12 protein-coding genes are annotated in these 16,430 nt (G+C 59.3%); all 12 read right to left on the bottom strand.

Features of this window, described 5'->3' with window-relative positions; genetic code table 11:
- Nucleotides 1-4: 4 nt before the first annotated feature.
- Nucleotides 5-2,419, bottom strand: a complete 2,415-nt coding sequence (gene bcsB / locus V3390_RS04325; RefSeq protein ID WP_331703500.1) for a cellulose biosynthesis cyclic di-GMP-binding regulatory protein BcsB — start codon at nt 2,417-2,419, stop codon at nt 5-7.
- 14 nt (nt 2,420-2,433) lie between these two features.
- Complete coding sequence (locus V3390_RS04320) at nt 2,434-4,494, bottom strand: glycosyltransferase family protein (RefSeq protein WP_331703499.1); 2,061 nt, start codon at nt 4,492-4,494, stop codon at nt 2,434-2,436.
- A gap of 8 nt (nt 4,495-4,502) precedes the next feature.
- Complete coding sequence (gene bcsQ, locus V3390_RS04315) at nt 4,503-5,324, bottom strand: cellulose biosynthesis protein BcsQ (RefSeq protein ID WP_331703643.1); 822 nt, start codon at nt 5,322-5,324, stop codon at nt 4,503-4,505.
- On the bottom strand, nt 5,255-6,055 hold the full coding sequence (locus V3390_RS04310; RefSeq protein ID WP_331703498.1) for a hypothetical protein: 801 nt from the start codon (nt 6,053-6,055) through the stop codon (nt 5,255-5,257). Before V3390_RS04310 ends, bcsQ begins: the two co-directional genes overlap by 70 nt.
- Before the next feature lie 20 nt (nt 6,056-6,075).
- Nucleotides 6,076-6,561: a cellulose biosynthesis protein BcsD gene (gene bcsD, locus V3390_RS04305; protein WP_331703496.1), complete on the bottom strand. Its 486-nt coding sequence runs from the start codon at nt 6,559-6,561 to the stop codon at nt 6,076-6,078.
- Nucleotides 6,558-8,438, bottom strand: coding sequence for a polysaccharide deacetylase family protein (locus V3390_RS04300; RefSeq protein WP_331703495.1), 1,881 nt, complete (start codon nt 8,436-8,438; stop codon nt 6,558-6,560). The genes bcsD and V3390_RS04300 overlap by 4 nt, the downstream gene beginning before the upstream one ends.
- 11 nt (nt 8,439-8,449) lie before the next feature.
- Complete coding sequence (locus tag V3390_RS04295; RefSeq protein ID WP_331689134.1) at nt 8,450-8,683, bottom strand: hypothetical protein; 234 nt, start codon at nt 8,681-8,683, stop codon at nt 8,450-8,452.
- Nucleotides 8,684-10,033: a glycosyltransferase family 2 protein gene (locus V3390_RS04290; protein ID WP_331703494.1), complete on the bottom strand. Its 1,350-nt coding sequence runs from the start codon at nt 10,031-10,033 to the stop codon at nt 8,684-8,686. It abuts the gene before it with no gap.
- Nucleotides 10,030-12,687 (bottom strand): tetratricopeptide repeat protein, encoded by a 2,658-nt coding sequence (locus tag V3390_RS04285; protein WP_331703493.1) that lies wholly within the window; start codon nt 12,685-12,687, stop codon nt 10,030-10,032. The genes V3390_RS04290 and V3390_RS04285 overlap by 4 nt, the downstream gene beginning before the upstream one ends.
- 66 nt (nt 12,688-12,753) lie before the next feature.
- Nucleotides 12,754-13,668, bottom strand: coding sequence for a BcsE family c-di-GMP-binding protein (locus V3390_RS04280; RefSeq protein WP_331703492.1), 915 nt, complete (start codon nt 13,666-13,668; stop codon nt 12,754-12,756).
- 325 nt (nt 13,669-13,993) lie between these two features.
- Complete coding sequence (gene rpoD, locus V3390_RS04275; RefSeq protein ID WP_331703491.1) at nt 13,994-15,865, bottom strand: RNA polymerase sigma factor RpoD; 1,872 nt, start codon at nt 15,863-15,865, stop codon at nt 13,994-13,996.
- A gap of 73 nt (nt 15,866-15,938) precedes the next feature.
- Complete coding sequence (dtd, locus tag V3390_RS04270) at nt 15,939-16,379, bottom strand: D-aminoacyl-tRNA deacylase (RefSeq protein ID WP_331703490.1); 441 nt, start codon at nt 16,377-16,379, stop codon at nt 15,939-15,941.
- Nucleotides 16,380-16,430: the final 51 nt, after the last annotated feature.

Here is a 16,430-nt window from a genome sequence, read left to right as displayed (position 1 = left end):
CCCGTCAGCTGCGACGCTTACGTTGGCGACGGTAACCCAGCATTGCAAAGGCGGCGATGGCGAGCAGCCCGGAGATTGCAACTGCCAGCGGCTGATCGCGCAGGAACCAACGCACTTTGCTCACAACCGGCAACCCGCCCAGATAATACGTCGGAGTGACCTTGGCCGTTTCAATGTTCTGATTAGTGATCAGTGAGAAGTCTCCGCGAATCTGATTCCAGCGATCGGGATCACTCATCGCAGCCGAGATTTTTGCCAGATCCTGCGCCCGATCGGCATACAGGAACACGGCATTGCGGCCCTTCTTTAACGGCGACTCAAAACCCATCGCCACGGCAATGGAACCGGCGCGTGCAAGGTTAATTGAACCGAGCGGTGAAAGCTCCCGATCGGTATCGGACTCTTCCCAGCGGTACTGCGGACGCCAGCTACCGACGGCTTCACGTAAGCGACGTTGTCCGGCCACGTTGGAGATCGGCAGCTTCTCGGACCATTGTGCGATCAGGGGCTGACTGTTGCCGGAACCAATGACGAGCAAGTCCTTGTCAGCCACCTTGTCCACACCGGTGGTATCCGTTACCACGTGGCGGAGCACCGGATAACCGGTAGACTCACCCATCAGCTGCATCGTCTTAAGGTAGAGGCCGAGTTCCGCCTCGTTCGGGTTTGACGGCAACACGACGGCGGTCTCAGACAAGTCCGCCATCTTCGTAAACGGGAAACCCATGCTGCTGAACATCTGCAGATCGGGCATGGCGGCGTAATGGGGGAAGCCGGAGAAGTCCACCCACGATTCGCTGTCTACCGAACCGACCATTGCTGCCAACGGCACATTCTGGCAATCGCCACCGCCGCGAATATCGAAGTTGAAGCCAAAGGTCAGCTGGTCGCGGCCTTGCGTTGCATAGGCAGGCAGATGGAAGTCGAGTGTGCGCAAGGACACCCCGTCGATCGGCTTGAGCAGTCGCGCGTTCGGTAACGGTGCCGGCTTGCCCTCTTCGGTTTTTTGCTTGATGGTGCGGTCGGTGAAGGTGTGATCCGCCAGCGAAATGCTCTGCAGCGCCTGTCGGTTCAGCGCGATATTGAGATTGGAGTTGTCGAGCGTCGGCAACTGCGTTGCGCGATAGCGGATCTCTGCCGGTGCACCGAGCGTACGCCACGTAAAGATATCCGGTGGCACGCGGTAATTTACGCGCACGATACCGGCAATCTGGTTTTCCAGGTTCAGATCGTTCTTGGCAGCCAGCTCGCCGAACTTGACCTTGCGATTGGTTGGAATCCATGTCGGCGCATCGTAAGGCTTGCGCGCGGCTGGCAGGTGGTCACCCGTTACGATGACGCTGGTGCCGGACAGACTACGCGAATCGGTAGCCAGCGCACGAGCGGCACGAACCAGACCTTCGTCATCGGCACCACTGACGACCAATACCCGGGCCGCGGGATTGTTTGGGTTCGGAACCAGCGAGATACCGGAGCCGGAAGTCGAACTGATGCCGGCAAGCATTTCGCCACCGCGCAGGAACAGAATGGCATTGGTCGGCGGTAGCGAATTGCGCAGGGCCTGCAGATCTACCGTACGCGAGGCCGAAGCCGCACCGACCCAGGACGCCACGATGCCCGCAGCACGCACCGTTTCGGGGCCCGGGTTGGTCGCAAAGACCATCGGAATCCGAACCGGCTCAAAACTTCCGCGCGGCGCGAACAGATCGGCGATCTGACGCAAGTCGTTGATGCCCGGATTACGCGGCACCACATCGAGTTCCAGGCGGGTCTGCTCGTGGATAACCATCCACAGCGTACTGTTGTACGGGTTTTCGCACTCGAGCGTGTAGTGGCCGACGAACTGGAACCGCAATTCGTTGTTGCGCGCAAAGATCGAAGGCGGAATCGGAATCTCACGCTGATTATTGAGGTTCTGTCCCGGCGGCGTGCCGAACAGTCCCACGTTCTGACCGTTCACGGCAACGACCAAATGACTCAACTCCGGTAGCAGCGCCGGCGAGTAGTCGTAGCCCATTACCAGACGTGCACCGACCACGGCTTCATCGGGCCGCAGGCGGAAGGTAAAGTAGCGATCGGTTGCGGTACCGGTTAGCCGCGGAGCGCCCCAAGCACCCAGCTCCCTCAGGCTGATGGACACCGTGCGATTGCCGGGCACGCCCGGCCATGCTGGTACCGCTTCGGTAGTCCCGCTTGCTAGTGCCGAAGGCGCAGCCAACGCCGGCGAGACTGCAGGCGCATTCACGCTCGCATCTGTCGCCACCGGTGGCGCCGTCGCTGCGTCCGCTGTTGCGGTCGGCGTCGGAACGGCTTGCGCCGCGGCCGTTTGCAGAACAAGGCCAATGGCGCAGACCAAGGTGGCCATCCCTAAAACGGGGGCGGCAATCTGACGGCGACTGAATTTACGTTTGATGGGCATGGGCAGGAATCAGTTTACGAAGTGGCGCGGGAGGATTGGGAATCGTCGGGCCGCGATAGTGGATCCGTCAGAAATCTCAGACCCATGAGTTGCAGGAACCATTGACCCAAACGGGGTGGCGGCAACCACACCGGCCGGCGAATCGCCTCCCATCGCTGCGCGTATTGCAGATTGCGGAAGGCACTAATATCCTCCGGCTCCGGAGTGAACTCCACGATGCGCCCGGAATCGTCCGGCAATAGTGTGCCGTGAAATGCGGCCTCGTGCGCATTTGGAAACAGGACTTGTACACGTCCCTCCAGGGCAGCGCTGTCGGCCGGATCTCTTAGTGCCAGACGTAGCGGCAATTTGGGAAAGTTCATGGCTCGTGCCCGCAGCAGATGCCCGCCGGCTGTGCGAATCGCTGCCGGCTGGCGCTCAATGCCGTTCAAACCGTCGGCCAGTCGTCCACGCTCGTTGTATACAGCCCAGTCCGCAATTGTCAGCATCAGCAGACTGACACTGCCCAGCAGACTCAGCCACATCCATGGGCGGAACGGACCTTCGACCATGGGTAAACGGATCAGTGTCGCAAAGAAGCAAAAGCCAACCCCGATCGCCATTAGCAGATGGCTCGCCCTAAAGGCCTGCAATTGCGGATACGCATCGTTCAATACAGACCGCGTGGCACTTCTGGCCATGGTCAGCGTAACCAGTGGCGGCAGAATCAGGGCCAGGAATATCAGACGAATCTCGCCCCAAAGACCCCGGTGCAGCGGACCTTGAGAGCGGTTATTGGCAATCAGACCTAATGCCACCAGCGGCAGTAAAAAGGCCAAATAAGACGACAGATGCGAGTTAATCGGAAATATTCCGAGCAGTCCGACCAGCAGTAGATTAGTCAGAACAATGAACCATGCATAGGGCTTGCCCCCTTGCATGATTTCATTGAGTCGATGCAAGCGCTCCCGCGCCCTCAGCGCCTGTTCCGGAACCGACGTTTCCACTCGTGTCCACGAAGGCCCGACTTGTGCGTTCGGGTTATCGAGCACGGACTTACCCACGGTTGCCACCGTGCCACCGGTGTCCTCGAGGGACTTGGCCGCGAACGGCCGGCCGGGCTCCACCTTGGACCACCACAGGCGGCGTACCATCGCCAATTCCTCGCCGTCGCCCGGCTCCATGTTTTTGCGGACCGTGGGCCCGTCGGGTGGCATGTAACGGTGATCCATTGTGTGCAGAACTGCGAGCTTGGGGTCGCGATCCATCCATTCGACCCAATTGCGCAGTACTCGCGGGTCGCCATGCAGTGAACTCACATGATCAGTGAACATGATCGCCACGAATTCGCCGTTGCTCTTGGGCAGGCCGACATAGAAACCGTCGGTCAGCTTTTCAGAGACCGAGCCGCCGTGGACGATCAATGTGGCCCCCGCCTGCGTGATGACTTCGCGGTGACGTAAATCGGAACAGGCGACAAAGAATCGCAACCGATCGGCCGGCCAGTCCTGCTGCCGGAATTCGTGGATCCAACCGCGGACCTGACTCACGCTCAACAGGGTTTCCTGATGTGCGATCAGCACGACATCAATGTAGGGATCCTTGTCCGATGCCGGCAGACGGGGAGCTCGGTCTAGCAGGAACGGAAATGCGGTCTGCACCATCTGCAGGCCGAACGCCACGATCAGAAACAGTTCTGCATCCCACAGCAGCATTGAAGGGATGCCGTAGTAATCATCGGTCAGGGTGAACTGAAGTCGCCAGGTCAGATATCGCAAACCGGCCAACATCGCGAGCCCTGCCACCATCAGGAACGCAAGACGTCCTGCCAGGCGCCGCAGCAGCAATGAAATCACGATACAAATCCCGGCAAAGATCAGCTGACCTTTTACTGAGTAATCTGTGGTCACCGTCAACAGCAGCAGGACGGAGCCGATGACGCCCAGCAGCAGGTTCAGCGGTCCGCCGTAACTGGTCGTATTCCCCACGGCGTGCCTTTGCACCCAGGCATTGATGAAGATCGCTGTGTACTCGCGCGTCGGCGCGAAACGTTGGGCAATTCCCCAGCGCTCCTGCCATAAACGCACCAGTGCCATCGGCGCAATCATCGTTCGAACATTCGCTCCAGTCGAGTTGTCAGTAGATCGAGATCACGACCCGCTTGAGAGTTAGGAGCATAGCTGCGCACAACACGATGAACGGCTAAGGCCTCGGGCACGGACTCGTCACGATGGATCATCATGGGCAGAAGCCTCGAACCGAACCGCGTAACCAGCATGTTGACGAGGTCTGCCGCCAGCGGATCTCCCGCTTCGAACTGATTGATCAGATAGTGGCAACGCAGCTCCGGTCGCCTTGCCTGAGTCTGGGCCACGACCTCTTCCATGTCATTGACGGTCGCAAGCGATGCTAAATCCGGCAACAGAACGGCCAGCAAATGATGCGCGGCCTGCAGGACCTGCTGCAGATAAATGGAGTGACCCGGCGGCGAATCGATCAGGACGATATCAAACCGCTTACTCAGGCGCGCGACGCGCGCGGCCAGACCTTGAGGCCGGCTGCGTAGCAGGTCCTCGAATGCCAGACGCTCGTGTTCTTCGGACCGCCCATACGGGAAAATGCGGATTCCCGTATGTGGAACCGCCCAGCCCTCGCCAATGCCTTTGCCTTGCAGCGCACTTTGAATGATGCCGGGCAGATTGCGATTGTCATCGGCAAAGTGCCATGCCAGACCGTTTTGGGGATCCATGTCGACGACGGCGACACGATGTCCACGCCGATCGAATGCGGCGGCCAGATTTGCGGTCAGCGTCGTTTTTCCAACACCGCCCTTCATGGAAACGACGCCGATAACGTTCATTTTCGCCCGAGCCGTGTCAGAAAGCCGCGCGCTGTCGAGGCACTTGCGGGGGGCGTCGAGGTGGATGGCGCGTTCGGATCGGCAGCAGGTGCTGCCGGTGCGGCACCGCTAATCCGGCGGAACAACGCCGAGAGACTGGATGGCGTCGATGAGGGACTCGGCGTAGGCGGTGATGGCATCGCCGGGGTTATCCGCGGGTCCGCTACCGACGGCGCCGGCGTGCGCATCGGCTCTACGGCCTGGGCTTCCGGCACCGGCACCGGAACTGGGGCTGGGGCGGGCTTTGCAAACGGATTGTGCGGATGGGCAGCGACCGGCGCCGGAGCAGGCTGAGGAAGCGGGGCAGGCCTGGAAACCGGCGCGGGCTGTGCAGATGCCGCGCGCACCGAGTCAGGTGCCGGCACGAACGCAGGCTTTTGCATGAAGTCTGTCCGGGCGGATGTCGCCGAAGCCGTGGACTGCATCGCCGGCAATGGCGTTTCGACCACTTTTTGCATTTGCGTTTGGGTTTGCGGTTCCGGCGCGTCGTTACGCGCGGCCAGGCGGGTTTTCAGCAAGCCCTCAGCCAGCAGATCGCCGCGCGTTTGCTCGTCCTCGACTACTTCTGGCAGCTCAACATCTTCGGGTACAGACCAAGCCGCTTCGCGCTCGGCATCGGAAAGTCGAGGTGCAGCAGGCTGATCTTCGCGCGATAGCGACTGCAGCAGCGGCCAAGCGGGTGCACGCTCTTGCGGTTCGACGGATTGTCGTTCCTCAAGAGGTGGAACAAGACCGAAAAATTCCTTGGAACTGGGCATGAAGTGATTCCTACGCGCCTTTACGCCGACAGACGCAGGGTGAGAGCAAAATGATCATCGGAAGCGCCTTCAATCCGGACTTTCATGGAATCGTCGGCACCAAGCTGCTTAAAGATGGCCTCGTAGAACCCCTCGAGCAAGCCGCAGGACCAGTGCAGATGCGGCGCTGCCTTGTCGTCGGCAATCGGCGCACCATGATGCGTGACAAGCAGGCCGCCCTCGACCTCACTCAGCTGCGCCCAGCCCCAACGGTTTGCAGACCAGAATTTGTTGACCAGCTCGTTTAACGCCGCCAAGTCCTGCGCGGCTGGAAACTGATCTGCCGCATCAGCGGCCCAAACTTTTCCGAACAGATGACACCAGGCGCGTAGCGTACCGGGCTCGGCACGCTGTTCCAGCTCGCGGAAAATAGGCAGGAGTAGCGACTCAGGTAATGCGAAGGCCCGATCTCGAACAAACGCCACCATCAGCGGATAAGCGCCATCTCTGGCGGATGTATCGCTCATTTGGTCCTCCTGGAAAAATTGACCTGATATGCATAATTGCCCGGCTGCAACGTCGGGAAAACGAGCTGGCTGGTGTAGTCATCTACCCGCTTCACAACGGGTTGTACGGCGCCCACCTTAGTGACACGGATGGTTGGCACCGTGCCACGCGCCGGCACCATGACGAGCACGGTGACGCCGCTGACCGGAGCATTTCCCTTAACCGAAATATCCAGTTCCAGGCGCAAGCCCTGCCGACTGCCCACAACCGCGACATTGCGGCGGGCACGCCACCATTGCTCAACTTGAGCGCCACTGGCCAACCACAAATCCCCGGACCGCTGATACTGCAGCAGACGATCAAGATAAGGAGCCATGGCCTGATTTAGCGGCTGCCCGGGCGACATATTCTGGCTGTGCACACTCAAGGTACCCAGACCACCATCGCGCCGGTTGTTGTCCATGTCATCGGTCAGCGCCTTAAGCAAGGCCTGCGGATCTTGAGTGAGGGAAAGCTGGTTGAGGTCATCGCGCTGCGTGCGCGGCATGACCACCAACTCATCGTCCGGACTGACGTCTTTGGCTTTCAGGAAAAACGGGAGTGCCGCTTCGGCCCGCGAAGGATCCACCAGGTGATAACGAATCCCCATCTTTTGCAGGAGTCGCTCGGTGATTGGCTCATAGGCTTCTGTCGGGGCCCGAAACCCGCGCGCTGATCGGGCCAAGGCCGGATCCAGACTGGCCAATTGCTGCCTCATGAGAGTCAGTCGATTTTGCTGCTCGGCCTCAGACTGCTTGGCGAAACCGATATGAATATCACCGTGATAGGCAATATCGAAGCGATCATTTGCCAACCGACGAACCGTCTTAGGATCCTTGATCGCCTCGCTCGTCAGCAGGAAGAACGTGCCGGGAATACCGCGCGCCTTGAGCATGTCGGCCAGTGCATTGGCGGCACCGAAAAGGTGCTCGGTGTCCATTTCAACCAATTGCGCCGCGTGATAGCCATTGGGCCAGTTAGCCAATGCGATCATTGGCTGCCGCTGCAGCCACAGCAATGCATCATCAAGCGTGGGGTAAATCAGATTGAGTGACGCATCCCACGACGTCTCCGCGAACGCAAAGCCAACCGTCCGGCTGGTGCGGGACTCGGTATAGACGACAGCGCCCTCGCTCGGATAGCCGGGCGTCTCTACTCGGTACCAGTCCGTCAGACGGGCGGCAATGTGATCGCCACGGAAGCGCAGCATCGGCTCCGAAGCCGGACTCAGCCACACACGTTGAGCGGGGGCCTGACTGAGCGTCAGCGGCGTCTCTGCGGACATCGTGACTTGCCGCCCGGAACCTTGGAGTTTTTCACGCTCGCCGAGCACCACAATGCCCAGCGACTGCAGAAAATCCCACCCGGTCCACTCGCCATCGGAATTGCGCGTACCGGAGGCCCAGGTCGTCAGGACACTGACGCCCGACTCCTGCAGACCGGCCAGTGTGCGTCGCTCATCAGCGCCAATCGCAATCGCAGACGGCAGGATCACCACGGTATTGGCGCGCGGTCGTACCTGATCCAGATCCGAGATCTCGGTGTATTCGCGGCCGCGCGCCTTAAAATACTTGCGCCACGGCTGAACCAGCACCTCGTAATTGCCGCCGATCGTGTCGTAGTACTGTTTGTTCGTTTCAGAGACGAAAAGATAGACCGTGCCCTCGGCAACGGCGGCGGCATTAGACTGGGCACGATCTCCGAACACCGGAGCACGCCAGCCCAGGTGCGACATCATCAGCAAGTAGACAAGCACAGGCAGTACCAGACCCAAGACCGACAAATAGGGCATCAGCATCCATTGCGGAATGCGCCATTTCGGCGTTCCGATTACAGAGCCCTGACGGGATGGATTCATGACCGCAGCCATCATTCAAATCCCGTTCCCGGCAAATCCAGATCTTTATCCATACGGGCGGGAACGTAGCGGCTAAAGAAAATCGGCTCGTCCTCGGCGCCGGTATTGCCCAGATCGAGATTTAAGGCCCGACCGGGCTTGCGGTTTTCGCGGATCTTGAATGCGGCGTAAGCAACAAAGCCCATGATCACGGTGGCAATGGTGGTCGCCAGGATCACGGTTGCCAGAATGGAAATCAGGTCCACTTACAAATGTCCTTCTCGTTCAAGTTTGCCCCAGGTCATGGTCGTGCCGCGCCATTCCTCAATTGTAGCCAATACCTTGGCCACATCGATGATATTGATGTACAGAAGGCGAAACAAAATGGCATAGGGAATGATTTTCGGATCTTCCTTTTCGATGATTACGCAATAGCTGGCAGCGATCAGGTCCAGCAGGGTCAACTGCAGCCACCAGAAGAACAGCAGCGTGATCAGCCCGTACTCAAAACTGACGTACACGAAGAACAGGTTGGACAGCACGTTGGAGAAGGGCCAGACCACGCCTTCGAACAGCATGTACCAGAGAATCCAGAAGTTGACGCCGGCACGTCGCGGACTCCAGAGTGCCCAGCCATGCCTGGTAGTGGCCTGCAGAATGCCGCGCGTCCAGCGATACCGTTGCTTGAGCAGGTTAAGCAGGCTCGAAGGCGTCTCTACCCAAGCCACCGCTGCGGGCTCATAGACAATGTGCCATCCGTGCATCAGCAGCTTCAGGGTCAGGTCGCAGTCTTCTGCAAAGGTGTGGTGATCATAGCCGCCGACTTCGCGCAGCACCTCTTTGCGGAACATGCCCAAGGGCCCCGGAATAATGTTCACGACATGGGCAAAACTCTGCGCCTTGCGTGCCATTGCCAGGCCCTCGATATACTCGAGTGCCTGGATTCTGGACCATATGTTGTTGCGATTGATGACCTTGACGTTGCCGGCCACAGCGCCGACACGTGCATCGGCAAAGTGACGGACGCAGGCCCGCAGGGTATTGCTGGACAGTTTGGAATCGCCATCCATGCACAGCACGAATTCACCGTGTGCCATGGAAATGCCTTTGTTCAGGGCCTGCGCCTTGCCGGCATTGGGCTGGGTCAGCACGCGAACGGGTACGTCAGCCGAGGTCTCTGAAATCCGCAGAGCTTTGTAATAGGTGTCATCCGACGAGCCGTCATCAACGACGATGATCTCGTAATTCGGGTAATCGAGATTCAGTAGTGCCTTAAGTGCTGCCTCAATGAGAACGCCTTCGTTATAGGCAGGCACGACCAGCGAAATCATCGGCAGCGAAAGATCGTTGGCCTCGGTGGCACTCGAATCGCGGCGTGACACGATGTTAATGTGCTCAAGATACGAGAGCAAAATGGTGATGCTGTAGCGCAGGATCAGCACTACCAGAATAAACAGCAGGTAGATGGCCACCATGCGCAGCACGGTGTTTTCGAGGATGATGGTGAGCGAACCGCCGTCGCGCTGCAGGGTCAGAATACTGAATCCCAGTACCAGCAGGGACGACAGCACGATAAGACCAATGAAACCGAACGCGATCGTGCGTTGTCGCCTCACCAGCGCCGCTCCAGGAACAGCATGCCCGTGTGGGCGCGATACGGCTTCGCGTCACGGGTATTGGAGATGGCCCATGCACGCATGCCGGTGGACCAGTCTGCATTCAACTTGTAACTGGCATTGAACGAAGCGCCCCAGCTCTTATCGGCCTCACCCCAGAGACGGGTGCCGCGCTGCACGCTGGCCGACAGCGACCAGCGATCATTGCTCCATTCGTAATCGAGGCCGACAAACGCAGTACCGTATCCGTCGGCAGGTGACCAGTACTCGGCTACATTGGTCCTGGCCTCGCGGAATTCCATGCCGATGACCGGCTTGATGTGCTTGGAGATCACATGGAACGGCGGCGCCAGTCGCAAAGTGCCGGCGCTGACATTGTTGCCGTCGGAAACGCGATACTGATCGAACCCAAACGAGAACTGCCCTACTACGCTCGGGAACTGTCCGGTAGCACCGACATTCCAGGCGGTAAGACGCTTATCCAGTGCTCGCGGGTTCAACGACTGATCACCCCAGTTCACCACACCCGCATGCACGCGTAACGGCTTGTCGGGGATAGGCGAAACCGTCACCAGACCGTAGATCCGATCGGATGCCGTGACCTCGATCAGCGGATCCATGGGCAAATCGTGGGCGTGCAGGCGGCCGGTCAATTGCATCTGACTGGCCTGCGGGCCACCCGGCAACTCGGCGCGGACGCCCCGCCCTTCGAGTTCCCAAACTCGAGCCCCGTCTTTCGTATTCCAGCGGTAGTTGACCGTAAGGGCCCGGGTTTCTACGTTGTCAACGTCGCCTGAAGTGTCCAGCGTAACGCGCGTGCGCGGACGCAAGGACTCCTTCGCCAAGGCCATACCTTCGAGCGCGTCGTTATTTTCCGAATCGGTAGCCAACACCTCGCGGTACATTGGCAACGCGCGATAGTCTTTGCCACGCCAGCGCATCACGTTGGCCATGGCGGTTAGCGCAGCCAAACGCATCGGTGTATCCAGCAGGGTCTTGTAGATGGCATCCGCAGCCTCTGTGTTGCCGGTCCATGCCAATGCGTTACCGACAATCAGTCGGAATTCGGGATCTGCATCTGCCGATTTCACTAGCGGCAGGCCCAGCTTGGCGACTTTCCGGTAATCGCCGGCCAGATTGGCGTTCACGACGGCCTGTTGCGGGCGAGTCCGCTTAATAGTCGAGTAGGGATCTTCATGCTGCGGCACGTACTCGAACGCACCCATCTGCATTGGCTTGGGCGCTTCGGTGGCAATGCGAATCGGCGCGGCTTCGGCCGTGACCTTGTAAACCTCGGGCTCGGGGCTATTGCCCTCACTACGTTCCGACACCTGCACCCCTTCGGACCCTGTCAACGCCGAGTGAGTACTGCCGGCCGTTGGCGCGGGGAACGCCGAAGGCGTAGTGGGCACATCCATGATCGATGGCACTGCGCCAACCGTAGCGGGCACATCCATGATCGATGGCACTGGGCCAACCGTAGCGGGCACCTCCATGATCGACGGCACTGCGCCAACCGTAGCGGGCACATCCATGATCGATGGCACTGGGCCAACCGTAGCGGGCACCTCCATGATCGACGGCACTGCGCCAACCGTAGCGGGCACATCCATGATCGATGGCATTGCCGCGGGTGCAGCCGATGGCGTGGCGGGCACATCCATGATCGATGGCATTGCCGCGGGTGTAGCCGATGGCGTGGCGGGCACATCCATGATCGACGGCACTGCGCCAACCGTAGCGGGCACATCCATGATCGATGGCATTGCCGCGGGTGTAGCCGATGGCGTGGCGGGCACATCCATGATCGACGGCACTGCGCTAACCGTAGCGGGCACATCCATGATCGATGGCACTGCGGATGCGGGCGCGGGCGTTGGAATCGAAGCTGCTACCGCGGGCTCCACACGAGTCGCCTTGACAGGCGCATCCACGACGGCTACCGATGCAACAGTCGGCGCTGCAATCGCACGGCGTGCGGTAACAGCCGGAGCGGCTGCAGCGGTCTCTTTGCGAACAACGCGTCGCGCCGCCGATTTCGGCGACAGGGCTGTCACGGCCTTTGCAACGTTCGGCTTCGCCCGCTGTGTGGTGACCGCCTTGGTTTGTTTGGACGTAACAATAGCGCGCGGGCGTGCAACGGAAGCGACCGTGGGCTTACTGACTGCGACCTTTGCAGGCTGAGTTACCGGTGCTGCCGGAGCCACCTTTGTCGGAGTCGCAGAGGCTGCGGGCGTGGCAGCGGTAGTCGCCCTGCTCTTTTTGGAGCGAATCAGCGGCGAGGAAATCGACATGGTGGCATCGGCACCGCCGACTCCGCCATACATACTTTGCACCACCGGCACCACGCGCGAACGTGCACGCGAGTCGGCCTGCGCATACTGCAGACGATATTGCCTGACGTTATCGGCAACCCATTGCTGCTTGGCATCGGCAGAACGCAGACGCGTCGAGCGTTCGGCCACTTGCCCCCGCGGCTTGGCCGAGGGAATCTGACCGTACCACGACTGCACATCCACCGCTTTAGCACCGGCAATCACCGGCGCGGACAGCAGTACCACACCGAAAAACTGCGAAGTTCGGATCGCAGCGGTCGATTGATCGACAACTTTAAGGCGGGTAGTCAACGATTTGTTGTTGCTGTCGCCGATCATTGCGAATCCAGAGTCTCGACTGCGGTGTGAAAAAGCGATGAGGGTATGAAACGTCCTGATAAGTGGTCAGAGAAAGTCGTCAAATTCGGAGCGACGCGCCTTGAGATTGCGGAACACACCCGGCGTCGGTGACGGTCGGGGACTGTTGCGCGTTTCAAACTCACGGATATTGACGACTTGATTCTCGATCGTCGGGTTTGCCGGCAGCACCATGCCGTTGGTTTCCGGATACGGCCCCTCCGCATCGCGTGGAGTGCGCTTCCAACTGGTGACCTCGTAATCGCCTTCGGCATTCAGCTCGATGCGAAAGCTGACACCGGACGCCACACCACCGTTGAACTGCCAGTACGGAAAACCGATGGCCAGGCCGTCGGAGGATTCGCTCAGCGTTGCCATGCCGGACATGCTGTCCAACAGCGCCCGTGGCGTAACCCACTTGCTACCATGCAACTGCGAGAACACCATGATGACGGTCAGGCCATTACGCTCGCCCCACTCGCCAATCGCATCGAGTTGTTGCGTAGCCAGATTCAGGTCATACAGATTCAGCAGCGAGCTGGCGTGATCGAACAGCACCAGACTGCCGTATTCAACGCCGAAACGATCCAGTTCCTCAAGCATGGGACCCACACCGACCTGGAACATCTTTTTCTGAAACTCGGACTGCATGCAGTACACATTGAGCATGCGTCGATCCAACGCGTCGTTCAGATCGAATTTGGGCGGCGTGCAAAGCCGCTCGAGATAATGCTCGGGTCGCGCGGCCTCGATAATAGTGCAGGGAACACCGGCACGAATGGCCTCGGCAATCGTATTGTTCAGTAGCGGATACCGGATCGAAGGCAATTCGGTCACCAGCGAGTACAGATGCCCCGGCTGCATTTGACCCGCCACGGAATGTTCCAGACGACTGACACCGAGCGTCAACCACGAGGTGGCCGCCGGTATGGTTGAATCGTCCGCGGTTGAGTGACTGTTCAAGTTGATCGCCCCACTCTGTGAATTCAACTGTTCAATACAAAAAAGCTAGGTCGAACCCAGGATCCCCGCCGAATTCACCTACTGACACATGGTCATCTTGTTCAATCCTTATGATCATGTCAAGGTTTAATTTACTGGACATTTACAATTGGACCTAAGTCATTGGAATTTCTAACTTTATAGCCGATTTTTTCATCCTAGGCGTCACTGCCGCGTGAAGAGGTCTGAAGGTCCAAAAACGCAGCACGGCGGCTGAAAACTCTCAGCCGCCGTGTCGGGCGTTGATCACCGGCCGAGAGGACAACCGGCCGAATTGCGGAGCAGATTACTCGATATCGAGGAACGAGCGCAGTTGCTCGGAACGGCTAGGATGACGCAGTTTGCGCAGTGCCTTGGCCTCGATCTGACGGATGCGCTCACGGGTGACGTCGAACTGCTTACCGACTTCCTCGAGAGTGTGGTCGGTATTCATATCAATGCCGAAGCGCATGCGGAGCACCTTGGCCTCGCGCGGGGTCAGGCCGGCCAACACGTCACGAACCGTTTCGGTCAGATTGATATTGGTGGTGGCTTCGATCGGGGACTCGACGTTGGTGTCCTCGATGAAATCACCCAGATGTGAATCTTCATCGTCACCGATCGGCGTTTCCATGGAGATCGGCTCCTTGGCGATCTTCATGACCTTACGGATCTTGTCTTCCGGCATCTCCATTTCCTTGGCGAGCTCTTCGGGCGTGGCTTCACGACCGTACTGCTGCAGCATTTGGCGGGAGATGCGGTTGAGCTTGTTGATCGTTTCGATCATGTGCACCGGAATACGAATGGTGCGAGCCTGATCGGCGATCGAACGCGTAATGGCCTGACGGATCCACCAGGTGGCATACGTGGAGAACTTGTAACCGCGGCGGTATTCGAACTTGTCGACGGCCTTCATGAGACCGATATTGCCCTCCTGGATCAGATCCAGGAACTGCAGACCGCGATTGGTATATTTCTTGGCGATCGAGATCACCAGACGCAGGTTGGCCTCGACCATTTCCTTCTTGGCCAGGCGTGCTTTTTCCTCACCGACAAAGAGCTTGCTGAGAATGCGCTGCAGCTCCTCGACGTTGACGTGCATGCGCTGCTCGATTTCGATAATGGCGTTCTGCTCGGCAAGAATGTCCTCGCGGATATCACGCAGTGACGACGACCACTTCTGCTTGCGCTTGATTAGATCATCGGCCCAATGCAGGTTGGTGGCGTTGCCCTTCCAGGTGCGGACGAAATCGGTACGCGGCATCTTGGCGACGCGAATGGCGTAATCCATGACGCGCTTTTCGCAGACTTCGATGGCCTTGCGCTGATCACGAACGTTATTGACCAGCACGTCGGTGTAGGCGAGCGGCAACTTAAAGGTGGCAAACAGCTCGGCCATTGCAGCGCGCTCTTTCAGCGTGATCTTGGAATCAAAACCGTTCTTCTCGAAGGACTTAATGAACTTGGCGTAATGCTCACCCAAGTCAGACATGGCCTTGGCAACCTGTTCCGGATCCGGACCGCTCGGCGTGTCATCGGCAGTTGTGGCGGTGTCATCAACATCGTCGTCACCGGCAGCGGCGGCGGCAGCGGCGGTGGCTTCGGCGGCAGCCGCAGCGGCGGCAGCGGCAGCGGCCAAATCGGCCTCGCTAGTCGGATCCTGGAAGCCCACGATGACTTCGACCAGACGCTTTTCGCCGGCCTTGAACGCATCGTAATCGGCCAGCACTTGCGCGATGGTGCCGGGGAATTCGCCCAGCGCCTGCTGCAGTTCGGCCAGACCTTCTTCGATGCGCTTGGCAATGACGATTTCGCCTTCGCGCGTCAGCAGATCGACGTTGCCCATTTCGCGCATGTACATGCGCACCGGGTCGGTAGTACGACCGCCCTCGGCATCGAGACCGGTCAGCGCAGCCGCAGCTTCTTCGGCAGCGGTTTCATCGACTTCGGTCGCGGTGGCGCCATCGGACAGCAACAGCGTATCGGCATCCGGCGGTGCATCGAGCACCTGAATGTTCAGGCTGGACAGAACGCCAAGCACTTCCTCGAGCTGCTCGGGCTCGACGACGTCGTCGGGCAGCAGGTCGTTAATTTCGGAGTGGGTGAGGTAACCTTGCTCTGCGCCCTTGGCGACGAGCAGTTGGACTTCCTCGGTACGAGCTTGACGATTGGTGGCCATGCGGCGTGGAATCCCGATTAGACAATCAAGTGAACCGCCTATTATACCGCCCGGGGTGCCATCTAGGCCAGACTCAGGGGCGTAATAGGAAGGTGACCGGGCCGTCATTGACCAGGCTTACTTCCATATGGGCACCAAATTGCCCAATTTCCACCCCTGTGGGCAATTTTTCGCGACAGATCGCCACCAATTGGTCGAAGAGGTCGCGGGCCTGTTCAGGTTCGGCCGCCGGCGTGAAGCTGGCCCGCATTCCGCTACGGGTGTCGGCCGCCAGGGTGAACTGGCTGACCAGCAGCAACTGACCGCCCGTATCGAGCAGCGATTTGTTCATGCGACCGGCCTCGTCGCTGAACAGGCGATAGCCCAGCAGACGATCGCGAAAACGCGGCAGGCTCGACGCCTCGTCGCCACGCTCGAAACCGATCAATGCCAGCACGCCCGGACCGATGGCACCCACGGTCGCGCCTTCGACACGAACGGACGCCGATTGCACGCGCTGCACTAAGGCCAGCATCAGAGACTCCGGATCCACAAGTTGGTATTCATTCTGCCATTACACTTGGAC

The organism is Aquilutibacter rugosus (assembly GCF_036541335.1).
GTDB classification, from domain to species: domain Bacteria; phylum Pseudomonadota; class Gammaproteobacteria; order Xanthomonadales; family Xanthomonadaceae; genus Aquilutibacter; species Aquilutibacter rugosus.
This window is presented reverse-complemented; position numbering and strand designations above follow the sequence as displayed.